General features: G+C 62.1%; 19 protein-coding genes and 1 pseudogene. 3 read left to right on the top strand and 17 right to left on the bottom strand.

The window, feature by feature from the left end; all coding sequences use genetic code 11:
• Positions 1-2: 2 nt before the first annotated feature.
• The 8 genes and pseudogenes from dsrO to pilM all read right to left on the bottom strand — a co-directional run bounded on the left by dsrO (position 3) and on the right by pilM (position 9896).
• Positions 3-713 (bottom strand): sulfate reduction electron transfer complex DsrMKJOP subunit DsrO, encoded by a 711-nt coding sequence (gene dsrO / locus BXA07_RS02495; protein WP_076565241.1) that lies wholly within the window; start codon positions 711-713, stop codon positions 3-5.
• Between the two features lie 378 nt (positions 714-1091).
• On the bottom strand, positions 1092-2243 hold the full coding sequence (locus BXA07_RS02490; protein ID WP_076565239.1) for a deoxyguanosinetriphosphate triphosphohydrolase: 1152 nt from the start codon (positions 2241-2243) through the stop codon (positions 1092-1094).
• Positions 2244-2245: 2 nt separating this feature from the next.
• Positions 2246-3916 (bottom strand): bifunctional shikimate kinase/3-dehydroquinate synthase AroKB, encoded by a 1671-nt coding sequence (gene aroKB / locus BXA07_RS02485; protein ID WP_076565237.1) that lies wholly within the window; start codon positions 3914-3916, stop codon positions 2246-2248.
• A gap of 48 nt (positions 3917-3964) precedes the next feature.
• Positions 3965-6142, bottom strand: coding sequence for an Ig-like domain-containing protein (locus BXA07_RS02480; RefSeq protein WP_139335400.1), 2178 nt, complete (start codon positions 6140-6142; stop codon positions 3965-3967).
• Between the two features lie 121 nt (positions 6143-6263).
• A pseudogene (locus BXA07_RS02475) lies at positions 6264-7595 on the bottom strand (type IV pilus secretin PilQ family protein); the annotation flags it as partial.
• 86 nt (positions 7596-7681) lie between these two features.
• Complete coding sequence (locus tag BXA07_RS02470; RefSeq protein WP_076565229.1) at positions 7682-8710, bottom strand: pilus assembly protein PilP; 1029 nt, start codon at positions 8708-8710, stop codon at positions 7682-7684.
• Between the two features lie 2 nt (positions 8711-8712).
• Positions 8713-9297 (bottom strand): PilN domain-containing protein, encoded by a 585-nt coding sequence (locus BXA07_RS02465; RefSeq protein ID WP_076565227.1) that lies wholly within the window; start codon positions 9295-9297, stop codon positions 8713-8715.
• Entirely contained in the window at positions 9294-9896 is a 603-nt protein-coding gene (pilM, locus tag BXA07_RS02460) for a pilus assembly protein PilM (RefSeq protein ID WP_076565224.1), read from the bottom strand. Before pilM ends, BXA07_RS02465 begins: the two co-directional genes overlap by 4 nt.
• A 331-nt stretch (positions 9897-10227) precedes the next feature.
• On the opposite strand from pilM, the gene BXA07_RS02455 reads away from it, so the two are divergent.
• On the top strand, positions 10228-12573 hold the full coding sequence (locus tag BXA07_RS02455; protein WP_076565223.1) for a penicillin-binding protein 1A: 2346 nt from the start codon (positions 10228-10230) through the stop codon (positions 12571-12573).
• A 138-nt stretch (positions 12574-12711) separates the two neighbouring features.
• Here BXA07_RS02455 and cyaY read toward each other — a convergent pair whose 3' ends face one another.
• Positions 12712-13041: an iron donor protein CyaY gene (gene cyaY / locus BXA07_RS02450; RefSeq protein WP_076565221.1), complete on the bottom strand. Its 330-nt coding sequence runs from the start codon at positions 13039-13041 to the stop codon at positions 12712-12714.
• A 40-nt stretch (positions 13042-13081) separates the two neighbouring features.
• Between cyaY and BXA07_RS02445 the strand changes: the two genes are divergently transcribed.
• A complete protein-coding gene (locus tag BXA07_RS02445; protein WP_034778304.1) occupies positions 13082-13264 on the top strand; it encodes an LPS translocon maturation chaperone LptM in 183 nt (60 codons plus the stop codon).
• Here BXA07_RS02445 and BXA07_RS02440 read toward each other — a convergent pair.
• From BXA07_RS02440 to BXA07_RS02420, 5 genes are all read right to left on the bottom strand, one after another.
• Positions 13261-13914, bottom strand: coding sequence for a protein-methionine-sulfoxide reductase heme-binding subunit MsrQ (locus tag BXA07_RS02440; RefSeq protein WP_076565219.1), 654 nt, complete (start codon positions 13912-13914; stop codon positions 13261-13263). The two genes, BXA07_RS02445 and BXA07_RS02440, sit on opposite strands and share 4 nt — an antisense overlap.
• 9 nt (positions 13915-13923) lie before the next feature.
• Positions 13924-14901, bottom strand: coding sequence for a protein-methionine-sulfoxide reductase catalytic subunit MsrP (gene msrP / locus BXA07_RS02435; RefSeq protein WP_076565217.1), 978 nt, complete (start codon positions 14899-14901; stop codon positions 13924-13926).
• Positions 14902-15082: 181 nt separating this feature from the next.
• Positions 15083-16234 (bottom strand): c-type cytochrome biogenesis protein CcsB, encoded by a 1152-nt coding sequence (gene ccsB / locus BXA07_RS02430; RefSeq protein WP_076565674.1) that lies wholly within the window; start codon positions 16232-16234, stop codon positions 15083-15085.
• Positions 16235-16283: 49 nt separating this feature from the next.
• On the bottom strand, positions 16284-18380 hold the full coding sequence (locus BXA07_RS02425) for a cytochrome c biogenesis protein ResB (protein ID WP_076565215.1): 2097 nt from the start codon (positions 18378-18380) through the stop codon (positions 16284-16286).
• Between the two features lie 184 nt (positions 18381-18564).
• Positions 18565-19254 carry a c-type cytochrome gene (locus tag BXA07_RS02420; protein WP_076565214.1) on the bottom strand — a complete coding sequence of 230 codons (690 nt, stop codon included), beginning with the start codon at positions 19252-19254 and terminating at the stop codon, positions 18565-18567.
• 186 nt (positions 19255-19440) lie between these two features.
• On the opposite strand from BXA07_RS02420, the gene yihA reads away from it, so the two are divergent.
• Positions 19441-20178, top strand: coding sequence for a ribosome biogenesis GTP-binding protein YihA/YsxC (gene yihA, locus BXA07_RS02415; RefSeq protein WP_076565212.1), 738 nt, complete (start codon positions 19441-19443; stop codon positions 20176-20178).
• Between the two features lie 76 nt (positions 20179-20254).
• On the opposite strand, the gene BXA07_RS02410 is transcribed toward yihA, so the two are convergent.
• The 3 genes from BXA07_RS02410 to BXA07_RS02400 form a co-directional block, all read right to left on the bottom strand.
• Positions 20255-21142 (bottom strand): hypothetical protein, encoded by an 888-nt coding sequence (locus BXA07_RS02410; RefSeq protein WP_244556150.1) that lies wholly within the window; start codon positions 21140-21142, stop codon positions 20255-20257.
• A gap of 272 nt (positions 21143-21414) precedes the next feature.
• A complete protein-coding gene (locus BXA07_RS02405) occupies positions 21415-24525 on the bottom strand; it encodes an efflux RND transporter permease subunit (protein ID WP_076565209.1) in 3111 nt (1036 codons plus the stop codon).
• Positions 24522-25694, bottom strand: a complete 1173-nt coding sequence (locus tag BXA07_RS02400) for an efflux RND transporter periplasmic adaptor subunit (protein ID WP_076565207.1) — start codon at positions 25692-25694, stop codon at positions 24522-24524. Before BXA07_RS02400 ends, BXA07_RS02405 begins: the two co-directional genes overlap by 4 nt.
• Between the last annotated feature and the right edge of the window lie 58 nt (positions 25695-25752).

Genomic DNA, 25752 nt, shown 5'->3' with positions numbered 1-25752 from the left:
GTTTATTTCCCGTGTTTGCTCGGTTGCCAAAGTGTCGCTTCGCCTTCGACGTGGCCGGCGAAGCGCGTATCCAGTCCCAGGTAGAACACGTGGGGCTGGGTGCCCTGCTCGGGTTTGAGCACCTTCACCTTGTTCTCGGTGAGCAGCTGGTGCACCACGCTTTCCGGATCATTGAGGTCGCCGAAGATGCGCGCGCCGCCCACGCAGGTTTCCACGCAGGCCGGCAGCAAGCCTTCGTCGACCCGGTGCGCGCAGAACGTGCACTTGTCGGCCTTGCCCGTCTCGTGGTTGATGAAGCGCGCGTCGTACGGGCAGGCCTGCACGCAGTAGGCGCAGCCCACGCAGCGGTCGCCATCGACGACGACGACGCCATCCTTGCGCTGGAAGGTGGCGCCCACGGGACAGACGGGAATGCAGGGGGGATTGGCGCAGTGGTTGCACAGGCGCGGCAACATGTAGGTGCCGCAGCGGTTCTCTTCCTTGACTTCATAGGTCGAGACGACGGTGCGGAAGCTGTTTTCCGGCGCGGCGTTTTCCATGATGCAGGACACGGTGCACGCCTGGCAGCCGATGCACTTCTGCACATCGACCACCATCGCCCAGCGCTGCCCGCCCTCGCCCCTGGTGGCGGCCTTGCCGGGCAGCGGCGCAATGGCCGCCCCGACGGTAATGGCGGGCAAGGCGCGCAAGAAACTGCGGCGCGATTCGATCATGGCACTCTCCTTGACTATGGGCGGCAAGCCCTTGTTGACTTGCTGCCATGATAGAAAAGAAGGCGCTGCGAGGGTATTGGGGTGATCGTGCGGTGGCCTAGATGATCATGCCGATTGACAGGATCAACAATGCGGAGTAAGCCGGACCGGCGGGCCGCCAACGATGCTGTCGGATTACGGCCTGCGGCCTAATCCGACCTACAATGCATCCGGAAAATACAAGCGGCGGTGCTCGCGACCGCGTAGCGGTCCGTCATGCCGGCGATGCAGGGGTAGGTCGGATTAGCGGGGCCGCCGAGGCGCGCCAGCGCGTAATCCGACAACTTTGTTGGCAGGGATGGTGGTGATGTCGGGTTACGCCGTTCCGGCTAACCCGACCTACAACTCATCCAAAGAATACAGACGACGGTGCTCGCGGATCGCGTAGCGGTCCGTCATGCCGGCGATGTAGTCGGCGATCTTGCGCGCCTGCTTTGTCACATCATCGCCGTTGACCTGATAATCTGGCGGCAGCAGCGCCGGTTCGGCCATGAAGCTGTCGTACAGTTCGCGCACGATGCGGCTCGCTTTCACCCGCATGCGGTTGACCTGGTAGTGGCGGTACAGGTTCGCGCGCAGGAAGCGTTTCAGCTCCGTCGCGTCCGTGCGCATGGTGTCCGAAAAACGGATCAGGGGCGGACTGGCGCGCACTTCGCTGACGTCGCGGGGAGCAGCGTCCGCAATCAGGGCGGTCGAGGTGACGATCAGATCGTCGGCCAGGGCCGTGATCAGGCGGCGCAGGGTTTCGTAGATGGCGCGCCGGCCTGACAGGCCGGGAAACGCCTGCTGCACGTCGCGCCACAGGCGGCCGAAGAATTCCACCTCTTCCAGCTGGGCGATGGTGATCAGGCCCGAGCGCAGGCCATCGTCGATATCGTGGCTGTTGTAGGCGATTTCATCGGCCAGGTTGGTCAGCTGCGCTTCCAGTGTCGGTTGCGTGCGGTCGATGAAGCGCTGGGCCACGGGACCGAGTTCGCGCGCATGCGCGAGCGAGCAGTGTTTTAATATGCCTTCGCGCGTCTCGAACATCAGGTTCAGGCCATCGAAGGCGCCGTAATGCTCTTCCAGCGTGTCGACCACGCGCAGGCTTTGCAGGTTGTGTTCGAAGCCGCCGTGCGCCTGCATGCACTCGTTGAGCACGTCCTGCCCCACGTGGCCGAACGGCGTGTGGCCCAGGTCATGCGCGAGTGCGATGGCTTCCACCAGGTCTTCGTTCAGGCGCAGGTTGCGCGCGATGGAGCGGCCCACTTGCGCCACTTCCAGGCTGTGCGTGAGGCGCGTGCGGAACAGGTCTCCCTCGTGGTTGAGGAAAACCTGGGTCTTGTATTCGAGGCGGCGGAAAGCCGAGGAATGGATGATGCGGTCGCGGTCGCGCTGGAACTGGCTGCGCGAGGCGTGCGCCGCCTCGGCAAAGCGACGCCCCTGCCCCTGTGCCGAATGGGCGGCATAGGGGGCTAGCCATCCTTGGGCGAGGGCGTCTTCAGGCGTCATGGCTATTGCACTCCGGCAGCCAGGGTTGCCAGCACCAGTTCGTGCGGCGCGGACGTGATGCACGGGCTGCCCAGCGGTTTCAGCAGGATGAACTTGATGGCGCCACCCTCGTTCTTCTTGTCCACTTCCATCAATTCCAGCCAGCGCTCGACACCGAGGTCGGGCGCCTTCACCGGCAGGCCGGCGGCGGCGACGAGTTTGCGCACGCGCTCCACGGCCGCCTGGTCGATATAGCCCATGCGGCACGACAGGTCGGCCGCCATCACCATGCCGCAGCCGACGGCTTCACCGTGCAGCCAGTGGCCGTAGCCCAGGCCCGCCTCGATGGCATGGCCGAAGGTGTGGCCGAAATTCAGGATGGCGCGCAAGCCGCCTTCGCGTTCATCCTGGCGCACGACGTCGGCCTTGATTTCGCACGAACGGGCGATCGCATACGCGAGGGCGCCCTTGTCGCGCGCCATCAGCTTGGCCATGTTCGCCTCGATCCAGTCAAAGAAGGCCGCATCGATGATGGCGCCATGCTTGATCACTTCGGCCAGGCCGGCCGACAGTTCGCGCGCGGGCAGGGTTTCCAGGGTCGAGGTGTCGGCGATCACGGCGCGCGGCTGGTAGAAGGCGCCGATCATGTTCTTGCCAAGCGGGTGGTTGATGCCCGTCTTGCCGCCGACGGAGGAATCGACCTGCGCAAGCAGGGTGGTGGGCACCTGCACGAAGCCGATGCCGCGCATGTAGCTGGCGGCCGCATAGCCGGTCAGGTCGCCGATCACGCCGCCGCCCAGCGCCACCAGGGTGGTCTTGCGGTCGCATTTATTGGCCAGCAGCGCGTCGAAGATCTGCATCAGGCTGGCCCAGTTCTTATATTCTTCGCCGTCCGGCAGGACGATGCTGATCACTTCGCGGCCATCGCTCGCCAGCGCTGCCTGCAGGCGGCCCAGGTACAGCGGCGCGACGGTGGTATTGGTGACGATGGCCACCTTGTGGCCGCTGATATGGCGCAGCAGCGCGTCGGCGTCGGCCAGCAGGCCGGGACCGATGGCGATCGGATAACTGCGTTCGTCGAGGTCTACGCTCAACAACATTTTGGATTGCTCGTTCATCGAAGGCTCTGCATGAATGACGCAGTTGGGCGAGGCCTCGCATTCGAGGCTGGCCAGCTGCATCAGGATGGTCTGAACCATCGATTGTACGTTAGGACGGCCCGTGTCGATGACAATGTCGGCCACTTCCATGTAATGGGGCTCGCGCTGCGCGGTCAATTCCTCGAGCTTCTTACGCGGGTCGGCCGTCTGCAGCAGGGGGCGGTTCTTGTCGTGGCTGGTGCGCGCGAGGATGTTGCTGACGCTGGCGCGCAGGTACACGACCGTGCCCCGTTCCTTCAGGTAGGCGCGGCTGTCGGCGTTGAGGATAGCCCCGCCGCCGGTCGCCATGACGATGCCTTCCTGGGCGCTCAGGTCGCGGATGACTTCGGCCTCGCGCCGGCGAAAGCTCGCCTCGCCCTCGATTTCAAAGATCCACGGGATGGTCGCCCCCGTGCGTGCCTCGATTTCGTGGTCGGAATCGACAAAGCGCAAGCCCAGCTTGCGGGCCAGGATGCGCCCGATCGTGGTTTTGCCTGCGCCCATGAGGCCGACAAGGAAAATATTACTGTTAGAGATTTCGGACACTATTTGCATTTCACTCAGGCGATAACCCTGTCTTTCCGTTATCGCCCTGTGACTCCATTATTGGCATGTGAACGTCAGTTTAAACGGATAGCTGGTAGTTAGTAAATGTGGCGTGGTGATATTGACATTGAATGTCGCCACCCCAGGAGTGCAGGGCAGGCCTGCCGGGCTGGCGATGGTGACGAGATGGCTCGTGCCCTGATACTGCGGTGGCAGGCTGGAAACGCTGGGGAACGTCTTTTGCACGCTCGATGGCGAAACGCCGCCACTGGCCGCGCGCACGATATTGGCCACTTCCACCGTGGTGCCGCTAGGCATGGGATTATTGTTGACGTCATTGATCTGCAAGGTAAACACCTTGGGTACGTTCCAGCTCACGTTGCCCAGGTCGTTGACATCATTTCCCATCGTCAGAGTCTTGTTGCCGTCCAGGATGATCGTCGCCGGGCGGCTGCCACTGATGAAGAAATTGACTTTCGCAAAAATGGGGATGGCGCTGCCGTCGCTGGTGCTGGCGCAGATGGTGCCCACACCAGCGCGGGTGCTGTCACTGCTGCCCAGTGGGCCATTGCAGATGGTGGCTGGCGTATTCGGCGTCGGCACGCGTGGTTGCTGCGCGCGGAAATCGACCGTGCACGCGCCGTTGATGGAATTGCAGCCGCCCTTGCTTGCACTGCCCACCACGCCCACGTTGGTCTGGAAGGCAACGGGCGTGCCATCGGCAACGGGATTGCCGAACTTGTCGCCCATGGCCACCGTCACGGATGCCGAGGCAGCGCTGCCGTTGGCGTCGACGTCCAGGCCTTCGACGTTGCTGTCGCTGATAGATAGCGAAAACGCCTTCTGCACCGGCGTTCCCGTCGAGACAACGATGGAGTCCGATAGGGTCGATACGCCCTTGCCGTCGAGCGTGGCACGAATGCGGAAGGACAAAGGGGTAGAGCGTGAACTGACGCTGGTCGTCACTTCGCCATTGGCATCGGTGGTGCCTGAAACGGGATTGAGATCGACTTCCGCATTCGGATCGGCCTTCGAGAAAGAGACTCTCAAGCCCGGCAAGGGATTATTGAAGGTATCGAAAACACGGAATTTCAAGGTGGCCGTTTCACTGCGCAAGAGGCCACCCTCGCCCTTGATGACGATGGACTTGTCGGCAGGAACGGCAGAATAGAACTGGATCGAGGCTGCTTGTGGCGCAGCGATGGCCAGCACCGCGCTGCGGCTGCCTGAAACGCCGCTGGCGGTGGCGGAAATCACATCGTTGACGCCACAACCGAGATCGCGGTAGACGGCGCGCGCACTGCCGTTGGCTGTTTGTACCACGGGCGCAAAGGTGGCCTTGCCGGCCGTGACACAGGACGAAGTGAAGTTCACGGTCAGGCTCTGGTCTGTGTACTTTCCGCTGCCAGACAACACGTCCAGCGATACCTGGGTCGAGCCATAGGCCTCCAGTGACGGCGTTTCAAAGACAATGTTGCCAAAGATCAGGGTTGTTGCGCCCACAACGTAGTTGATGGCACTGGTGGAAGTGGTGCCATTCATGACCACGGCCGCCGTCAGGGTGCCCGCGCCGCCCACTGCCAGGCTGACGGGCCGCAGGATCACGCGCGCCTCGCCCTTGGCATCGCTCAGGGTCGTGCCTGCAGAAGGCGACAGCGTGGCCAAGGCACTATCCGTTGCAAACACCACCAGGGCGTCCGGCAGCGGATTGCCATCCTGGTCCTTGATGAGGGCCACCGCCGTCAAAGGTGCGGAACTTGACAATGCGTTGCTGGCACTGCCCGAGGCAGTCAGCAAGGCGACACCGATGCTCGCCTTCGAGGCCACGCTGGACGAAATCTGATAATTGGCTTCACCACTGACGGTGACTGCGGCAGTCGTCACGCTGGCGGTCAGTTTTCCCGCGCCGCTGGCCGCGTTACTGGCGGGGCGCATAGTCACGCTGGCGATACCCTTGGCATCGGTCAAGGCGGTAGCGGGCGCCAGCACGGCCAGCGAACTATCCACCGCGAACGTCACCAAGGCATTTGCCACGCCCGCACCATTTTTGTCGAGCACTTGTGCCCGAGCGGTCAGGGGTGCGTTGACGCTCACGGTATTGCTGGCCTGGCCATTCGCATTGAGCAAGCTGACGTTCACTGTCGCAGCTACCCCGCCCGTCGTGCCGCCGCTGCTGCCGCCATCGAGGGTCGGATCGCCGCCACCACCGCCACACGCGGCCAGTACAGCGCTCATGACCAGCAAAACCAGCCAATTCGATACTCCAATCCAAGAAGTATTGCCAAAAGAAAAATTCCGCATAGTCGCCATCAGTCCGCTTTCGTCTGCATTGTTACTTAAACGTAAAGATGTGACATTAACGTGTTGCTGGCCGATCTGCCACTATTTTCGGCGTAATAAACACCATCAGTTCCGTTTTTTCTTGACTGCGGCCCGTGCTGCGGAAAAAAACACCGAGTACGGGGATGTCGCCCAGCAGCGGCACCTTGCTGTCCGTGCCCCGTTCCGATTGCTGATAAATGCCGCCCAGCACCACGGTGCCGCCGTCCTCCACCATCACTTGCGTGCGCACGTGCTTGGTGTCGATGGCAAAACCGGAACGGGTTTCCTGGCCCACGCTGTCCTTGTTGACGTCCACTTCCAGCACCACATTGCCGTCCGGCGTGATCTGCGGCGTCACTTCCAGACGCAAATTCGCCTTGCGGAACGTGATCGACGTGGCGCCGCTGCTGGTGGCCACCTGGTATGGCAGTTCGATACCCTGCTCGATCAGCGCCAGCACCTTGTCGGCCGTCACCACGCGGGGGCTGGAAATGATCTTGCCCCTGCCGTCCGCTTCCAGCGCGGACAGTTCCAGATTCAGAAAGCGGTTGGCAGCCGCCGAAAACAGGCTCAGGGCGAAGCTGGCCGGCTGCAAGCCGTTGATGCTGGCGGCCGGCAAGTTGACGAATTGCGTGTTCGGCACGAAGGCGCCGCTGCCTGCCACCGTTTGCCCCGTTGCCTCGCCCACGCCCTGGTAGCTGCCGCCGACGGCCGCGCGGCGTCCGCTGCCGCCCAGCGAAAAACCTGGCAGCTGGCCCGCCGCCAGGCGCTGGTCCGTAAAACCGAGGCGCGCGCCCAGGTTGCGGCTGAAGCTGTCGTTCGCCTCCACGATGCGCGCCTCGATCATGACTTGTCGGGTTGGAATATCCGTCTTGTCGATCAGCTGGCGGATCTGTTCCAGGCGCGCCGGCACGTCGGTGACGAACAGCTGATTCGTGCGCGGCTCGATCAGCACGCTGCCACGGCGCGACAGCAGCCGGCTGCGCCCTTCCCCCGCGTCCAGGCCGAACACGGTGCGGAACGCTTCAGCCTTCTGGTAATTGAGCTGGAAGATGGCCGATTGCAAGGGTTCCAGTTCCGCGATCTGCGCGCGCGTTTCGAGCTCCAGCTTTTCGCGCGCGAGCATTTCCTCGCGCGGCGCGATCCACAGCACGTTGCCATTGCGCCGCATGTCCAGGCCCTTGGCCTGCAGCAGCACGTCGAGCGCCTGGTCCCACGGCAAGTCGCGCAGGCGCAACGTCACATTGCCCGCCACGCTGTCGCTGGCGACGATGTTTTGCCCGGACGCGTCGGCCAGAATGTGCAGGGCCGCGCGCACGCCCACGTTCTGGAAGTCAACGGAAATTTTCTCGCCCGCATACAGGCGCGGTGCCGTCACCTGCACCACGGCCTCCTGGGCCAGGCCGCTGGCATGCAGGCACAGCAGTGTGGCAACGAGCATGCGGCGCGGCGTCATGGCGCCGCCTCGGTCAGGCTGGCCTTCGTCCCCGCCCCCGCCGCCTGCAAGGCCAGGCTGCCGCGCCGTTCGCGCCAGATACCATCCGCCTCGCGCAGCAATTCACGGTACTGCACGGCCTGTTCACTGATGCCCGTCACCACGCCGTGGTCTTGCCCCAGATGCTGGCCCACCGCCACCCGGTGCACATGCTGCCCCGCCAGCACCAGCGCGCTCAGGCGGCCGGCGTGGCGCACGCTGCCCACCATGGCCAGGGCTGGCATGGCCACGCTTTCCAGCGGCTCGCGGGAACGACGCAGGTCCGGACCTGCCACGCCGGCCGATGCTGGCGGCGGTCCCGCAAGCGGCTTGCCGAACGGATCGGGCAAGGCGGCGCCTTCATATGCACGCGGCACGAAGACGGGCGCCGCGTGCCAGGCCGGTGACACCGGTCTGGCAGGCGGCGGCAACCTGGCTTGCGCGGCCCTCTCCTGCGCATCGGGCAAGCGGTACGCGTGCAGCATCGCGTCGAGGGTCAGCATGCCGTCCTTGCCAGCAGTCAACGCCAACTCGTGCACAGTCACGATGCGCGGCAGGCGCGCCAGATCCGCCATCAGCGCGCCCATGGCGTGATAGCCGCCCCGCAGCTGGACGGCAATCGGCAGCGCCACGTAATGCGCCTGCGGCTGGGGTGCACCGGGTTTGAACAGCGCGAACTGCACGCCGCGCGCCCGGCCGGCCTCATTGATATCGGACAACAACGCCGCCATCTGCTGGCTGTTCGGCAGTTGCTGTTCCAGCTTGGCGAGTTCTGCACTGGCCAGGCGCTGCTGCTCGCGCCAGCGCGGCAAGTGACCCGCCTGGGCCCTGGCCAGAAAATAGGCGCTGCGCAAGCGCGTCTCCTCCCCTTGCGCAACCTGTACGGCGGACAGCAATCCGTCGAGCCAGGCCAGGTGCAGCAGCGCGGCCGCCAGTGCTGCGCTCACGGCAGCGCTGGCAAGGCGCGTCGGCAGCGGCCACTGCGACGCTTTTTTCAGGCTCAGCATGATCAGCCTCCTCTGTCCACGATGGCAGCAGGCGCCGCCGGTGCTGGCCATGCCAGTCGTATCGTCCATTCCACGGCACCGTCGGCCGCGCCGCGCACTTCCAGCAGTTCCGGCCGCGACGCCGGCGCCGCCTCGGCCAGTGCCAGCAACAACACCGCAACCTGGTCCTGCGCAAGCGCATGCCCTTGCAGACGCAGCATTGCCGCTTCCTGGCGCACGCTGCGCAGGGCCACGCCGGCCGGCATGGCGCGCGCCAGAACTTCCAGCATGTGCACCCAGGCATTACGTTGCTCTTGCAATCCGACAATTGCCTGACGGCGCGCCAGTAACCCAGCCGTCTCGCCCTGTACCCGCGTGCCTGTGGCAAGGACTGCCGCCGCCTGCTGCGTGGCGCGACGCCAGCCCTCCTGGCGCCGAACCGATTCTCCAAGACAGGCCTGCAGCCAGAACGCGGCGGCCAGCGCCAGCAGCATCCCCAGCACCGCGCCGCCGGTCAGCAGCCCCAGCAGTTCCTGGACACGCCGCCGCCGCGCCGCCTGACGGTGCGGCAAGAGGTTGATGCGCGGCACATGCGCCACGGCCGTCATCGGGCATACCGGTGCAAGGCCAGGCCCCAGGCCAATTGGTACGCCACGCCGCCATCGGGCAAGGCTTGCCAGCCACCCTGCGCGAGCGCCGCCTGCAAGGCCAGCGCCTCGCTATCCATGATGACGGCCTGCAAGCCCGCCGCCCTGGCCGCATCGAGACGGCACTGCACGCCGGCGCGCCGCGCCGCCACCAGCAGCACGTCGACCTCCTTGCCTGTCGTGCCGGCCAGCGGCGGTGCAGGGCCAAGAATACAAAAATCCAGACTGGCGTCTTCCAGCGCAAACGGCATGTATTGCGCCGCTTCCAGTTCCACGAGGATTTCCAGTTGCTCCTCCGGCAAACCGGCGGGCAGGCGGATCGCATGCGTGATCAGGGCCGTGGCCGGCATGGCCAGCGCTATGCGCGTGCAAGCGCTGCCACTGTCGCGGCGGGCCTGGCGCAAGGCGTCCGTCAGGCTTGCCGCGTCCATGACGTTACCCTCCAGAATCACGCCGGGCGCCAGCGCGGCGGCGCCGCAATGGCGGCACGACAGCATGCCCCGCCAGCGCACCAGTTCGACCACGCGCACGGCGTCTTGCCCTATATCAACGCCGAGCAAGCCCCTGCCAAGAAGACTGCTGAAGGATATGTTTTTCATCGCGAAACGTCGCCACGGGAGAGCCGCTGTCAGCAGAAATCCTAGTCCCGGCTGCGATCGCTTGTAAATGGATTTCACGCCGAAGTCTGCGGCGTGCGGCGCCTATCTGGTCCGCCCCTGATCTGGCGCAGAATAATTGTTACCAAATCCTGGTTGCCAGCGGACCAATACACGCTTATATAGAGTATCGGCAAGTGTCGACACTGCCCCCAGGCAAGCGCCACGGCGCGCTGCCAGCCCGGCAAGCTCGCTTATAATTGACCGGCATAATTAACCGAAAGACATAAGACGCATGACATCTTCATCCTCCGCTGGCAACGCCGGCTCGAAACCGCCCCAGAAGGGCAGCAAACCCAAACGCTTCCTGCTGATGGCCCTGGTCTCATTCCTGGGCCTGGGCGTGGTCGGCGTGCTGCTGGTGGTCTTCGGCCTGGCCATGGCTTATCCGAACCTGCCCGCGCTCGACACCCTGACCGATTACAAGCCCAAGATGCCGCTGCGGATTTTCACGTCCGACAGCGTGTTGATCGGCGAGTTCGGCGAAGAGCGCCGTAACATGGTCCACATCAAGGATATTCCCGATGTCATGAAGAAAGCCGTGCTGGCCATCGAAGATGACCGCTTCTATGAGCATGGCGGCGTCGATTACCTGGGCATCACGCGCGCGGCCCTGCACAACCTGACGGGCGGCGCCAAGCAAGGCGCCTCAACCATCACGCAGCAAGTGGCGCGCAACTTCTTCCTGTCCAGCGAACAGACCTTGAAACGCAAGGCATATGAAGTCTTGCTGGCGTGGAAGATCGAAAAGAACCTCAGCAAGGACCAGATCCTCGAAGTGTATATGAACCAGATTTATCTGGGACAGCGTGCCTACGGCTTCGCCTCGGCCGCACAAATTTATTTCGGCAAGAGCATCCAGGACCTCACCGTGGCCGAAGCGGCCATGCTGGCCGGCTTGCCGAAAGCGCCGTCGGCCTACAACCCCGTCGTCAATCCGAAACGCGCGCGCATGCGCCAGCAATACATCCTGCAGCGCATGGCGCAACTGGGCTACATCACGCCGGCGCAGTATGAAGAAGCGAAAAACGAAGAGCTGAAAGTAAAAACCGACAGCAGCGCCTTCGGCGTGCATGCGGAATACGTGTCGGAAATGGCGCGCCAGCTCGTCTACGAGCAATTCAAGGAAGATACCTACACGCGCGGCCTGAACGTCTACACCACCATCACCAAGGCCGACCAGGACGCCGCCTACATCGCCCTGCGCAAGGGCGTGATGGATTACGAGAAACGCCACGGCTACCGCGGCCCGGAAGCGTATATCGAGATTCCGAAAACCAAGGCCGAAGCGGATGACGCCATCGAGACGGAACTGGCCGACCACCCGGACAGCGATGACATCATCGCCGCCATGGTGCTGCAAGCGTCGCCCAAGTCCATCCAGGCCGTCACCTCGGCTGGCGAGGAAATCACCATTACCGGCCCCGGCCTGACCTTCGGTTCGGCCTGGCTATCGGAAAAAGCGGCGCCTAACCGCCGCATCAAGCGCGGCGCCGTCATCCGCGTCATGTTGGAAGGCAACACCTGGGTCTTGACGCAGATGCCGGAAGTACAATCGGCCTTCGTCTCGGCCAGCACCACCGACGGCGCCATCCGCGCCATGGTCGGCGGCTTCGATTACAACCGCAACAAGTTCAACCACGTCACGCAGGCGTGGCGCCAGCCCGGTTCGGCCTTCAAGCCCTTCATCTATTCCGCTTCGCTGGAACGGGGCCTGTCGCCAGCCACCATCATCAACGACGCGCCCATCTCGTTCGATGCGGGCCAGACGGGTGGCCAGGCGTGGGAACCGAAGAACTACGACAGCAAGTACGACGGTCCGATGACCATGCGCAAGGGCTTGATGAAATCGAAGAACATGATTTCCATCCGCATCCTGCACAAGATCGGCGCCAAATACGGCCAGGAATACGCCACGCGCTTCGGCTTTGACGCGGACAAGAATCCCCCCTACCTGACCCTGGCCCTCGGCGCCGGCAACGTGACGCCGCTGCAGATGGCGGGCGCCTACGCCGTGTTCGCCAACGGCGGCTACAAGATCAACCCGTACCTGATCGCCAAGGTGACCGACAGCGACGGCACGGTCTTGTCGCAAGCCAAGCCGGACCTGGCGGGCGAGGAAGCCAACAGAGTCATCGACGAGCGCAATGCCTTCATGATGAACAGCATGCTCAACGACGTGGTGCGCTTCGGCACGGCGAACAAGGCCATGGCATTGAAGCGCCCTGACCTGGCCGGCAAGACGGGCACGACCAACGACTCCATCGACGCGTGGTTCGCCGGCTACCAGGCCAAGCTGGTCGGCATCGCCTGGATCGGCTACGACCAGCCGCGCAACCTGGGCAACCGGGAAACGGGCGGTGGCCTGGCCTTGCCGATCTGGATCAACTACATGGCGAAAGCCCTGAAGAGCATCCCCGTCGAGGAACGCGCCGTGCCGGAAGGCCTGATCCACGTGGGTGACGAGTATTACTATGCTGAAAATCCACCGGGCACGGGCGTCGGCAGCCTGGAAGGGGCGGCACGCGGCACGCCGGAGGAAGAAAAGGCGAAAGAAGCCGTGAAGAACGAGTTGTTCTGACGGCAGCGCATGGAGTAGGTCGGGTTAGGCCGCAGGCCGTAACCCGACACCACGCCGGCGCCAAATGTTGTCGGATTACGCAAGCAAAAAGGGCAGCCTGAAGAGGCTGCCCTTTTTTATTGCGCGCGGCTAAAACAATTACTTCAGCACCACGGGCGCACCCGCCTGCTCGCTGGCCATGCTGGACAAGGCCGCAAACAATTCAGAGCCGTCGCGCGTGTTGATCCATTCGTCACCCACGCGCTTGTAGTGGAAACCGCCGGAACGGGCGGCCACCCACATTTCGCGCATGGGGGCCTGGCTGTTGACGATGATTTTCGTGCCGTTGTCGATGAATTCGATTTCCAGCACATTGCCGCTGCGGCTGCATTCGACGTCGAGCACGTCCGCATCGTTCAGCCGGTCCAGCGCCGCCTCGATGTCCGTCAGGGTGGCTTCGGCCAGGGCCAGGAATTCCGATTCGCTCATGCTACACTCCAAAGATCTTAATCAAACCGTGATTCTAATCGTGAAGTCATCCTCAGCGTTTTATATCGGCACCGCCATTGTGGTTTCTAGCGTCCTGGCCGGCTGCGGCCAGCCCGGCCCCCTGTACCTGCCCAAGCCGCCAGCGGCCAAGGGCGCGCCAGCCAAAGGCCCCGTCGAACCGGCGCCCGTGCCGCCGCCACCGGTCATCGTGCCGGCCACCTAAACGGAACGCACCGGGGTGGCGGCATGCGCCGCCCTGGCAGTTTTGACACGCTTATTCCAGGCAAAAACCACGCGCATTAACAGCAGTAGCGCGACGATGCTGCCGAACAGGATCGGTTGCGCGAAATTATGCTTGCCTGCCTTCATCCACCAGAAATGCAGGATGCCCAGCGGCGCGATGATATAGATCAATCGGTGCAGCCACTGCCAGCGCTTGCCGCCCAGGCGCTTGACCATGCTATTCGTACTCGTCACGGCCAGCGGAATGAGCAGCACAAAGGCGATGAAGCCTACCGTGATGAATGGCCGCTTGAGCACATCCTTCCACATCTCCTGCAGATCGAAAAAGTGATCGAACCATAAAAACGTGGTGAAGTGCAGCGCCGCGTAAAAAAACGCGAACAGGCCCAGCATGCGCCGCAGCTTGATCAGCCAATTCCATTGCGTGAAGCGCCGCAAGGGCGTCACCGCCAGGCTGATGCACAGAAAATACAGGGTCCAGTCGCCCGTCCCCCGCGTGATGAACTCCAGCGGCTCCACCAGTTGGCCCGTGTAGGTCAGCCAGACCATGCGCACAAAGGGAATCAGCGCCAGCAGGAAAACCAGGCTTTTGACTAGCGACAACTGTTTCGGCGTGGGATTCAGGGCCATGGTCTTTCCTTAAAAGAACTTCTTCAGATCCATGCCCGCATACAGCGAAGCGACATCGTTGTAGCCATTGAACATCAGGGTCTTGCGCTTGCGCGTCAAAAAGCCGTCTTCACCGATCCGCCGCTCGGACGCCTGCGACCAGCGTGGATGATCGACGTTCGGGTTCACGTTCGAATAAAAGCCGTATTCGGACGGTGCCGACAGGTTCCAGGACGTGCGCGGCTGTTCCTTGACGAAACGGATCTTGACGATGGACTTGGCGGACTTAAAGCCATATTTCCATGGCAAGACCATGCGCACGGGCGCGCCGTTCTGGTTTGGCAAGGTTTCCCCATACATGCCCAGGGTCAGCAGCGCCAGCGGATGATTGGCTTCATCGATGCGCAAGCCTTCCGTATAGGGCCACTGCAGCACTCTGCTGCCCACACCCGGCATCTGCTTCTTGTCGGCCAGGGTGATGAATTCCACGTACTTGGCATTGCCCGTCGGCTCGACCTTCTTGATAATTTCCGAGAAGGAATAACCGACCCACGGGATCACCATCGACCAGCCTTCCACGCAGCGCAGGCGGTAGACGCGCTCTTCCAGCGGCGCCAGCTTCAGCAGCGCATCGAGATCGAGGGTCATCGGCTTCTTGACTTCGCCTTCGATGCTGACCGTCCACGGCCGCGTGCGCAAGGTGCCCGCGTTTTGCGCCGGGTCGCTCTTGTCCGTGCCGAACTCGTAGAAATTGTTGTAGCTGGTGGCGTCCTTATAGGCCGTCTGCTTTTCCAGCGCCGAATAGGCGGGATTCAATTTGGCTGCCAGCTTGGGATTGGTGCCTTGCGCGAACGCTTCGCGGCTGGCCATTTCCAGCAAGGCCGCGCTGGAGATCGAGCCCAGCGCCACTTGCTTGATGAAGCTGCGGCGCGATTCAAACACGGCGCGCGGCGTGATTTCGGAAGAATACGGCAAGTCGATGCCGTTGGGACTGCGCTTGATCAACATGGCGGCTCCGGAAAAAGGTGATGATTTGTACCTTACACCAGTTTTCCCGGGCCGTTCATGACGCTTCTGTCATGCAAAAAAGTGCCCTAAAAAAGTGCAGGGCAAGGCGCCTTGCCGCAGGCAGTACACATAGTACGGCTAGGCAAGGCAACGCCGCCATGGGCTTTTTCTCGAGTACTTTTTAAAGCTTGCCGTAGGAATGCAGGCCAGAGAGGAACATATTGACGCCCAAAAACGCGAAAGTCGTCACCAGCAAGCCCACCAGCGCCCACCACGAGGCGACGCGGCCGCGCAAGCCCGTCATCAATCGCATGTGCAGCCAGGCCGCATAGTTGAGCCAGACGATCAGCGCCCACGTTTCCTTCGGGTCCCACGACCAGTAGCCGCCCCACGCTTCGGCCGCCCACAGGGCGCCCAGGATGGTGGCGACCGTAAAGAAGGCGAAGCCGACGGAAATGGCCTTGTACATCACGTCATCGAGCACTTCCAGCGAAGGCAGGCGGTCGACCAGGTAGCCGCTCGATTTGAGCAGATACGCCGAGGCCACCATGGCCGACAGGGCGAACGTGCCGTAGCCGATGAAGTTGGCCGGCACGTGGATCTTCATCCACCAGCTTTGCAGGGCCGGCACCAGCGGCTGGATGTCGGCCGCGTCGCGCGTGACCGTGTACCACATCAGGAAGACGACGGCCGCCGAAATGACCAGCATGACGAAGGCGCCCAGCTGGCGCGTCGCGTAATGCTGCTCGTAATACAAGTAGAACATGGCCGTGATCAGGGAGAACAGGATGAACACTTCATACAGGTTCGACACGGGAATGTGGCCCACATCGGCGCCGATCAGGTAAGACTCGTACCAGCGCACCAGCATGCCCGTCAGGCCCAGCACGACGCCAGCCCAGCACAGCAGGGAGCCGACGGAGGAGCCGAATTCCGAGCGGGCCACCAGGCCGATCCAGTAGAACAGGGTCGACAGCACGAACAGGGTGCCCATCCACAGGATGGCCGATTGGCTGGACAAGATGTATTTCAGGAAAAATTTCTGGTTCGCCATGTCCAGGTGGCCCGCGTACAGTTCGATGGCGAACAGCGACAGCACGGCTGCCACGGGAATCAGCCAGCGCACGGGCTTCCAGTACCAGCCCAGCCACGCAAAGGTGGGCGCGGCCGCCAGCAGGATGGCTTTTTCATAGATATCCATGAAGGCGCCAAAGCGCATGAGGCCGAACAGGGATGCCGCCAGCAAGCCGGCGCCGTACAGCCAGTCGACCAGGCTCAGGCGCTTGAAAAAGCCCGGTTCCTGCGTATAAATTTGTTTATTTGCCAATTCCATCATTTTCTCCATTCCCGGTCACGCTGCAGCGTTCCAGACACAGCGCAGCTTACGCCGATTGCGGCAGCTTTGCCTTCAAGTTCTCAAATTCTTTTTCAAAATCCAGGGTCTTGCGCTGCGTGCTCATGGCCATCAGGGCGTCGCTGCCGCCTTCGCCATCCTTGATCCACACCCACAGGCGGCGCTCGCGGATATAGAACATGGAAAATACGCCGATCACGAGGAACAGGCAACCGAGGTAAACCACGCTCTTGCCCGGTGAGCGCGTCACCTGCAGCACGGAGGCCTTGATTTCCGTGAAGTCATCGAGTTGCAGGTACACGGGCGCGCCATAGAAGAAGCTGTCGGACAGCGCATTCGTGGCCAGTTGCAGGAAGCGGCCGTGCTTGTCATCGGCGTCGATGGGCTTCAGGCCATCCTTGCTGCGCGCCGCCTGCCACAGGTCCCACAGGCTGCCATTGAGGATCTTCATGAAAATATCGGCTGCCTTTTCCTGCTCGGCCGTCGGAACTTTTTCCAGGAAGCGCGAGATGGCGAGGAAACCGCCCTCCTGTCCATTGCCGGCAAAGATACCCAGGCTCTTCGCCGCCGATTCCTGCAACTGGCCGCGCAAGGCTTCCGCGCCCGTCTGCGGCATGGCCCGCGCCGCATAGCGGGCGGCTGCCTGCTGGCGCAACTCCGGATCTTGCAGTGCGGCACGCAAACGCATCCATTCCGTCACGCTGTAATTGTCATCGGCGGGAATGCGCAGGTAACTGAACGGGTCGCTGGGGTTGACACGCATGCCGGCCAGAAACACCGTCGCGCCATCAACCGTGACGGGCTGCATGTAATTCTGGTATTCGCGCGCCTGGCCCGTCTTGTCGCGCAATTTGTATTGCACCGAGGGGCCGACATTCTTCAAGTCCTTGTTATGCGCATTCTTCCCGGCCGACCCCAGGCGTTTGTCCAGGCCCACGGCAAACTTCTCGTTAAAGCTTTCCGTCTTGTTGACGGCGCGCACATCCTGGCCCGCACTGAGGTTTTCCACGTTAAACGGACGGAAAGCCGACCATTCCACCGTATAGGAATTGCCATCGCTGCGCTCGAGCGGCGTGCTGCCGCCCACTTCGCCGCCGATATCGAAGCGTTTCGTCGTCTTGCCCGTCATCGGATAGCCCGTCAACTTGAGCTTGCTGCCACCATCCTCAAAGCTCGACTGGTACAGGGCCAGGCCCTTGTACAGCAGCGGCTGGTTGACTTTGATGGTCGCAGGGAACGTCTCGCCCGTTGCATGGTCGGTGATGACGACATCGCTGGCGAACAGCTTGGGCATGCCCGTGCTATAGAAATCGATGTGGAATTTCTTCAACAAAATCGTGATGGGCAGATCCTGGATCAGCACGCCATCGGCCTGGGGAATGATGGCCGTGTTGCTCGATGAACCTTCCGGGATCATGGTGTTGCCGCGGAAAGTGGGATTTGACAGGCTCAGGCGGTGCTGGGCGGGAATGTCGGCGATCACGCCGCTGCCGGAAAACGGCGTCTTGCCAAAAAACCATTGCTGTACGCGGATCGGCATTTCCGAGTCGAGCAAGCCGCCCACGCAGATGATGACGATGGCGCCGTGGGCGAAGATATAGCCCCATTTATTGGCGGCGCCCCGCTTGGCGGCCACCAGGGTGGCATTGTCCTTCTCGACCACCTTGGCCCCGTAGCCGGCGTCTTTCAGGCGCATCACCATCTGCTGTGCCAGCACGGCGCGCGGCAGCGGCGCCTGCCATTCCAGCTTGTGGTGGAAATTGCGCAAGGATTGCTCGCGCACATTGTCGCGCCAGCTGCGCATGTCCTTAAGCATTTTCGGCGCATTGCGCACGATGCACAGCGACGTCGAGGCGACGAGGAAGCCCATGATCACGAGGAACCACCAGGCCGAATACACGGAATACAGGCTCAGCTTGTCAAAGACGGCAAACCAGAACGGACCGAACTGGTTCACATAATTGGGCATGGGCTCGTTCTGCTTGAGCACGGTGCCGATGATGGACGCAACGGCGATCAGGGTCAGCAGGCTGATGGCAAAGCGCATCGACGAGACCAGCTCGACGAATTCAGCCAGGCTGCGGCGTTGGGTTTTTAACTCGATTCCGGTCGTGCCAGTGCTCATACGTGGATACTCATACGGGATATGCAATCTTCAAGAAAATGTAGGCATGGAGCAGAGTGTTTCTCCGCGCTAGGCGGCAGCATACTCCTGTTTGGCCCTTGCCATGAAAAAGGGCAGCCTGTGGAAACGGCCGCCCTCTTCATGCGCGCTGGTGCGCCTGGCAATCTCTTGCCACTATGAAAACTTACTTCAAGCCGGCGATATAGTCGGCCACGGCGGCAATCTCGTCATCCGACATGCGGGCGGCAATGGTGTGCATTTGCGCGCTGTTCTTGCGGGCATCGGCCTTGGTGCTGCGGAACATGGTCAGCTGGGCCACCGTGTAATCCTGGTGCTGGCCGGCAATGCGCGGATACTGGACGGGAATGCCATTGCCCGTCGCGCCATGACAGCTGGCGCAGGCGGCAACTTGCTTCGAAGCAATGCCGCCACGGTAGATTTTCTTGCCCAAGTCAATCGTATCCTTGTTTTTCGCGGCGCCCGGCTTGGACACCTGCGCGCCCAGGTAGGCGGCGATATTCTTCTTGTCGGCGTCGCTGAGCATCTTCGCGTACGTCGTCATGACGGGCTGGTTGCGTTCCGGCGTAGTGAAGTCGACCAATTGCTTGTAGATATAGCTTTCATGCTGGCCGGCCAGCTTGGGATTGACCGTGATGGTCGAATTGCCGGCCGCGCCATGGCAGGATACGCAGGCAGGCAAGCCGCGCGCCGCATCGCCATCGGCGTACAGGGTAGCGCCCTTGGCGGGGTCAGCCTTGACGGCGACGGCTGGCGCGTGGGCCGGTTTCGGTTCTTCGACCGCGTAAGCAGTTGCCGATACAGCCAGCAAAGCGAGCAGCATGGATTGGACAAACGGTGAAAACGCACGATTCATTCAGGCACCCTGAGACAGTGAGAAATTAGTGGTGGACATTGCCGCGCCCTGGGGATTTTTGCTTTATTTTCAGGGCCGCAAGCCGCATCGCTGCTACGCCGGCAACAATAAACAACCCCTTATTGTACAATAGCTTCTTGGCGTTATCGCTCCCTTATCGCTCCCTTTTGTTGCTTTACTACTCCCATGTCAAAACTCTGGCAAGCCCGCTTCTTTACGACCGTCAACCAATTGCGTGACCTGCCCGATACCACGGTGCCGGAAATCGCCTTTGCCGGCCGCTCCAATGCCGGTAAATCGACCGCCATCAACATCTTGTGTAATCAGAAAGGCTTGGCGTTCGCCTCCAAGACACCTGGCCGTACCCAGCACATCAACTACTTCTCCATCGGCGGCGCCCACGTGGCGCAGCATCGCAAGGATGCCACCATCGTCGAAGAGATCGAATGCCTGCTGGTCGACTTGCCGGGCTACGGCTACGCGGAAGTATCGGGCTCGGCGAAATTGCACTGGCAGCGCCTGCTGGGCGACTACGTGCAGCGCCGCGAACAATTGGCGGGCTTGATCCTGATCATGGATTCGCGCCGCCCCTTCACCGACCTGGACATCCAGATGCTGGAATGGTTCGCCCCGACAGGCAAGCCGATCCACTGCATCCTGACGAAAGTCGATAAGCTGAACCGCAATGAATCCGTGAATGCCTTGCGCCAGGCGAAAGCCAAGCTCGACAGCTACGTGGATGAAGACGGCGTCGGCTTCCCGTTCACCGTGCAGCTGTTCTCGGCCCTGAAGCGCGTCGGCATCGACGAAGCCAACGACAAGATCATGGAACTGGCCGGCATCAGCGAAGACGGCGCGGCCCAGATGGTCGAACTGATCGAAATGGAAGACGACGTCGAGCCGGAGTCGGACAAACCGGCTTGATCGAGATCAACGCTGCATAAAAAAGGCTGCCCGTTCACACGGCGCAGCCTTTTTTTATTGCAGCGGATTCTGGCGCCTAGCGCCGTCCCGGCCCCGAGCGCTTCTCGGAAAAGAATTCCTGGCGCAGGAAAGCCATCAGCTCGGCCGTATCCTCGACGCGGGCGCTGAGGTTGACGTTGCGCCCCAGGCGCCGCGACTCCCACACGAAGTCGCCGGGCTTTTCAGCACGGATCAGCTGGATCATCTTCTTGATGATGGCCGTTTCGATGTCAGGCTCATTGCCCAGTTCCACTTTTTCCTGCTTCAGCCAGTTGCGCTTGAAGTTGCCATTCCAGCCCTTGAACTTGACTTCCGCACTGAACGAGGTCTGGTTGACGATGGAAAACACGCCGCCCGAATCTTCGCGGTCGCTGCCGGAATTGCGTCCTTGCGCACCGGCGATATTGGCCTTCGCCACGCGCATGGCGCGGTCGTTTTCGCTCTCCTCGGCCGGCGGCGCGGGATTTTGCGCCTCGCGCTGCTTGCGGCGCTGCTCGATCATCGAGCTCATGTCTTCAGCGGGCGGCGGCGGCAACGGCACTTTCGACACCAGCGGCGGCGTGTACGTTTCCAGTTTCGGCTTGTCGCGCGGCACATCTTTTGTGACCACGCGCTTGCTCGGGGCCGGCGGTGGTTTCACCTTGGCAACTTTTTCATCCTTCGGCTTCGGCGTGGGTTTCGGCTGCGGCTTCGGTTGCGGCTTGTCCTTCAGCGGCGCAATGTAGACCATCGCGCTTTCTTTCTTCGGCGGCGGAATCTTTTCGATCTTGTCGCTACGCAACAGCACATAGGCCGCCAGCAGCACGTGCAGCAAGACGGACACGCCCAGGGCAACCTTGCGCGTGGTGCTGGTCCTGGACCCGTAGGCCGGTGGTGGCTGGATCACTTGCCCGCAGGTGGGACAAACGCCGGAATCGGCAGCCATCAAATGGGTCGTGTCATGCAAAATGAATCATGCTTTCTGTGTAGCGAAGAAATAACATTACAGGGCAGCCATAGTGCCAGAGTCCCTTGCTTTTGGGAACACTTCTGCGGCCTTTCCAACCCGAAGCGTACAGGATAGCGACATTCCTTGCAGCGGTAACCAGAGTACCCGAGCCGTCCCTTGACGGTTGTTACCGTATGTATCACCGACCATACAAAACCGGCGCCGCGTTCACGCTGGAACGGGGCGCCGGTCACGGAGCAGGCCGGCACTCAAGCCTTGTTGTCGAGTGCCACCAGTTGCTCGTCCGTCACCGGCCCCGTGCCGCTGTATTTGTCCAGGAACAAATAGATGACAGGGGTAATGAACAGGGTAATCACTTGCGAAAACAGCAAGCCACCCACCACGGCCAGGCCCAGCGGCTGGCGCAGCTCGGCACCGGCGCCCAGGCCCAGGGCGATGGGCAAGGCGCCCATCAGGGCCGCCGCCGACGTCATCATGATGGGACGGAAGCGCAGGATACACGCCTGGCGGATGGCTTCAGGCGGGCTCATGCCTTCATTGCGCTGCGCGTGCAGGGCGAAGTCGATCATCATGATGGCGTTCTTCTTGACGATACCGATCAGCATCAAAATACCGATGATGGCGATCATGGTCAGATCCATGCCGAACAGGCGCAAGGTCAGCAGCGCCCCCACAGCCGCCGACGGCAAACCGGCCAGGATGGTCAGCGGGTGGATGTAGCTTTCATACAGCACGCCGAGCAGCACATAAATCACGGCCAGCGCGGCGATGATGAGGATGATCTGGCTAGCCTGCGAATCCTGGAACACGGCCGCATCGCCGCCGTAGCGCGTGATGATGGAGGCCGGCAAGCTCATTTCCTTGCCCATCACGTCGATCTTGCCCGTGGCCACGCCCAGCGGCACGTCCGGCGCCAGGTTGAAGGCGATGGTGACGGCCTGCAGCTGCCCCTGGTGATTCACGGCAGTGGGGCCGATCGTGCGTTCCACGTAGGCAATACTTGACAGTTTCACCAGTTCGCCCGACTTGCTGCGCACGGATACGCGCGTGAGCGCATCGTCATACTGGCGGTCCGGCGTGGCCGCCTCCAGGATCACGTAATAGCTGGCGGCCGAGGAATAGATGGTCGACACTTGCCGCTCGCCAAAGGCGCTGTACAGTGCCGTGCGGATATCGGACATTTGCACGCCCAGCAGATTGGCCTTGTCGCGGTCAATCCGGAGCGATGCCTGCAAGCCCTTGATCTGCGAATCGCTGGTGACGTCGCGGAAGGCCGGATCGGCGCGCATGCCTGCGATAAACTTCTCCGCCCAGTCATTCAAGGCGTCGGGGCTGACGCTTTGCAAGGTGTACTGGTAGCGGCTCTTGCTCTGGCGCCCGCCCAGTTGCAAGTTTTGCACGGGGCGGAAATACACGGCCATGCCGGGCACGGCGCTCGTCGCGCGGCGCAGGTTTTCCAGCACCACGGGCATTTTCGGCCGTTCGCTGCGCGGCTTCAGCACCATGAACATGCGGCCCGTGTTGCCGCCGCCGACGAAGGACGTCACGTCCTGCACGCTGGGGTCCGCCTTGAGCACGGCCGCCACGCGGGCTTGCAAGTCCTGCAATGCCGCCGAGGAAATATCTTCCGACGCTTCCGTATTCACCTGGATCTGGCCCAGGTCTTCCTCGGGGAAGAATCCTTTCGGAATGGTCGCGTACAAGAGCACCGTCAGCGCAAAGGTACACACAGCAACGAACAGCACCACATTGCGGTGCGCCAGGGCCTTGTCGAGCAGATGCACGTAGCCGTTGCGCACTTTCGTAAAACCCGCTTCGAAATGGCGGCCGATAAAGGTTTTCTCGCCATGGCTGGGGTCGCTGTCATTGTGCTCGCGCGAGTCGGCCGGCAGGAAGCGGCTGGCCAGCATCGGCACCAGGGTCAGCGACACGACGGCGGACACCAGCACGGCCAGCGAGACGACGACGGCAAACTCGTGGAACAGCAAGCCGATCACGCCCGGCATGAAGAAGATGGGGATGAACACGGCCACCAGCGAGACGGAAATCGAGATGATGGTAAAGCCCATCTCCTTCGCTCCTTCCAGCGCAGCGCGTATCGGCTTCTTGCCCATCTCGATGTGGCGCACGATGTTTTCCAGCACCACGATGGCATCGTCGACGACGAGGCCCACGGCCAGGGTGATGCCCAGCAGGGACACGTTGTCGAGGCTGTAGCCGAGCCAGTACAGCAGGGCCAGCGCACCGAGCAGCGAGATCGGCATGGTGACGGCCGGAATGAAGGTCGCGGCCGCGCGGTGCAGGAACAAAAAGATCACCAGCACCACCAGCACCACCGTCAGGGCCAGGGTCAAATTGACGTCATGGATGGCTTCGCGGATCGACAGCGAACGGTCGTTGACCAGGCTGATCTGTATCGACTGCGGCAATTGCTCCTTGAAGCCCGGCAGCAAACGGCGCACGCCATCGACCACTTGCACGGTATTGGCATCCGGCTGGCGCTGTACCATCAGGCTGATCGAGCGCTCGCCATTGAAACTGCCGACGGCCTTGATCGATTGAAAGCTGTCTTCCACCTCAGCAACGTCTTTCAGGCGCACGGGCTGGCCGTTGCGGCTGGCGACGATCAGTTCGGCAAAGTCGGCCGCTTTCATCATTTGCGGATTGCCCTGGATGGTCAGGGTCTGGCTCGGGCCGTCAAGGATGCCCAGCGGGGAATTCGTGTTCGAGGCGCGCAGGGCCTGGGCCAGTTCGTCCATCGTCAGGTTACGCGCGTTCATCAGGTCGGCGCGGGCGCGCACGCGCACGGCAAAGCGTTTCTGGCCATTGACGATGACCTGGGCGACACCAGGCAAGGTCGACAGGCTGGGCGCGATCAGGTTTTCCGCATAATCATTGAGATCCGACAAGTTCAGCGAGGGCGACGTCATCTGGATGAACAGCACCGGCGCATCGGCCGGATTGACCTTGCGGTAGGACGGCAAGTCCGTCATTTCCGTCGGCAACTGGCGCTGTGCGCGCAGCAGGGCGGCCTGCACGTCGACGGCCGCCTCGTTGACATTGATGCTGGCATCAAATTCCAGGGTCAGCGAGGTATTGCCCAGCGTACTCGTGGAGGTGATCAGGCTGAGGCCGGAAATGGTGGAAAACTGTTTTTCCAGCGGCAAAGCCACCGACGAGGCCATGGTTTCCGGGCTGGCGCCGGCCAGGTCGGCGCTCACGTTGATGACGGGCGTGTTGTAGCTCGGCAAGGCCGCCACGGGAATTTTCAGGTAGGCCAGCACGCCGGCCAGGATGATGGAGAGGGACAGCAACACCACCATGACGGGGCGGCGGATGCTCAGTTCGGACAGATTCATGCTGGCTTGCCCTGCGGTGCGGCGGCGCCATCGGCAGCCTTGTGTTTTTCCGCCAGGCGTACCTTGCTGCCTGGGCGCAAGTTCTGCTTGCCATCGACGATGACTTTTTCATCACCCGCCAGGCCGGTGACGACGGCACTCGGTCCGAATGCATACACGCGGGCAATCTTGCGCATCTTTGCCGTGTTGTCCGCTTCCATCGAGTACACGAAGGTGCCGGCGGTACTCGTGATGATGGCGTTTTGCGGGATCACCAGCGCATCCTTGAGGGTACGCACGGTCAGCTGCGTATTCACGTACTGGCCAGGCCACAAGTCAGTGCCACCATTATTGAAGCGGGCCTTGATCTTGATCACACCGGTCGCCGGATCGACGGCATTGTCGATAAAGTTCAGTTTGCCCTCGAGCTGCTTGCCGCCCGCGTCCGACAACAGCGCCGTGACAGGCACCTCGCCCGCCTTTTGTGCCGCCAGCAAGCCTGACAGGCTGCTTTCCGGCAAGGTGAACGACACATCGATGGGGTCGAGCTGGGTGATGCTGGTCAGCGAAGTGACCGGCTGCACCAGGCTGCCCGCGTAGACATTGATGGCGCCCACGCGGCCGCTCTGCGGCGCGCGCAAGACCGTGTAGCTGGAGTCGACCTGGGCGGCGCGCAAGGCGGCCTGGTCGGCGGCCAGCAAGGCGCGTGCCGCGTCGAGCTGGCTTTGCAGGGTATCCACGGCGCCCTGGGCGATGAAATTCTTGCTCAGCAAATCCTGATTGCGCTTGAGCTGGCGTTCGAGATCCTGCACCGAGGCGCGGTCGCGCAAGACCTGCGCTTGCGCCTTGTCAACATTCGCGTGCTCGCTGCGCGCATCGAGCGTAAACATCAGCTCGCCCTGCTTGACGAACTGGCCTTCGCGGATATGCACCTTGCTAATCGTGCTGGTCGTCTGCGGATGCAGGTCAACGCTGCTGATCGGCATCACGCTGCCATTGGCTTGCAGCACCATCGGCACGTCCTGGCGCACGGGTGCGACCACGCTGACGGTGGTGGGCGACTGCGCCCCTCCCTTGCCGCCCTTGCCTCCTGCACCGCTCTGGCTGGCGGACTGATGATTGAAATACCAGATGCCGCCACCGATACACAGGGCCGCACCCACCACGATTGCCAGGCTAGTCTTTTTCATTTTCTGTCACGCTGTTGCAGCGCCAGGCTGCAGGTTGAATGTAATTGCGAGGGAGCAT

Source organism: Janthinobacterium sp. TND4EL3, from assembly GCF_900156175.1.
Lineage (GTDB): Bacteria > Pseudomonadota > Gammaproteobacteria > Burkholderiales > Burkholderiaceae_D > Janthinobacterium.
This window is presented reverse-complemented; position numbering and strand designations above follow the sequence as displayed.

Excerpts from the sequence above, each read along its gene's own strand:
- dsrO (WP_076565241.1), bottom strand. The coding sequence starts at position 713 with ATGATCGAATCGCGCCGCAGTTTCTTGCGCGCCTTGCCCGCCATTACC.
- BXA07_RS02490 (WP_076565239.1), bottom strand. The coding sequence starts at position 2,243 with ATGACGCCTGAAGACGCCCTCGCCCAAGGATGGCTAGCCCCCTATGCC.
- aroKB (WP_076565237.1), bottom strand. The coding sequence starts at position 3,916 with ATGCAAATAGTGTCCGAAATCTCTAACAGTAATATTTTCCTTGTCGGC.
- BXA07_RS02480 (WP_139335400.1), bottom strand. The coding sequence starts at position 6,142 with ATGAGCGCTGTACTGGCCGCGTGTGGCGGTGGTGGCGGCGATCCGACC.
- BXA07_RS02470 (WP_076565229.1), bottom strand. The coding sequence starts at position 8,710 with ATGCTGAGCCTGAAAAAAGCGTCGCAGTGGCCGCTGCCGACGCGCCTT.
- BXA07_RS02465 (WP_076565227.1), bottom strand. The coding sequence starts at position 9,297 with ATGACGGCCGTGGCGCATGTGCCGCGCATCAACCTCTTGCCGCACCGT.
- BXA07_RS02455 (WP_076565223.1), top strand. The coding sequence starts at position 10,228 with ATGACATCTTCATCCTCCGCTGGCAACGCCGGCTCGAAACCGCCCCAG.
- cyaY (WP_076565221.1), bottom strand. The coding sequence starts at position 13,041 with ATGAGCGAATCGGAATTCCTGGCCCTGGCCGAAGCCACCCTGACGGAC.
- BXA07_RS02440 (WP_076565219.1), bottom strand. The coding sequence starts at position 13,914 with ATGGCCCTGAATCCCACGCCGAAACAGTTGTCGCTAGTCAAAAGCCTG.
- msrP (WP_076565217.1), bottom strand. The coding sequence starts at position 14,901 with ATGTTGATCAAGCGCAGTCCCAACGGCATCGACTTGCCGTATTCTTCC.
- ccsB (WP_076565674.1), bottom strand. The coding sequence starts at position 16,234 with ATGGAATTGGCAAATAAACAAATTTATACGCAGGAACCGGGCTTTTTC.
- BXA07_RS02425 (WP_076565215.1), bottom strand. The coding sequence starts at position 18,380 with ATGAGCACTGGCACGACCGGAATCGAGTTAAAAACCCAACGCCGCAGC.
- BXA07_RS02420 (WP_076565214.1), bottom strand. The coding sequence starts at position 19,254 with ATGAATCGTGCGTTTTCACCGTTTGTCCAATCCATGCTGCTCGCTTTG.
- yihA (WP_076565212.1), top strand. The coding sequence starts at position 19,441 with ATGTCAAAACTCTGGCAAGCCCGCTTCTTTACGACCGTCAACCAATTG.
- BXA07_RS02410 (WP_244556150.1), bottom strand. The coding sequence starts at position 21,142 with ATGGCTGCCGATTCCGGCGTTTGTCCCACCTGCGGGCAAGTGATCCAG.
- BXA07_RS02405 (WP_076565209.1), bottom strand. The coding sequence starts at position 24,525 with ATGAATCTGTCCGAACTGAGCATCCGCCGCCCCGTCATGGTGGTGTTG.
- BXA07_RS02400 (WP_076565207.1), bottom strand. The coding sequence starts at position 25,694 with ATGAAAAAGACTAGCCTGGCAATCGTGGTGGGTGCGGCCCTGTGTATC.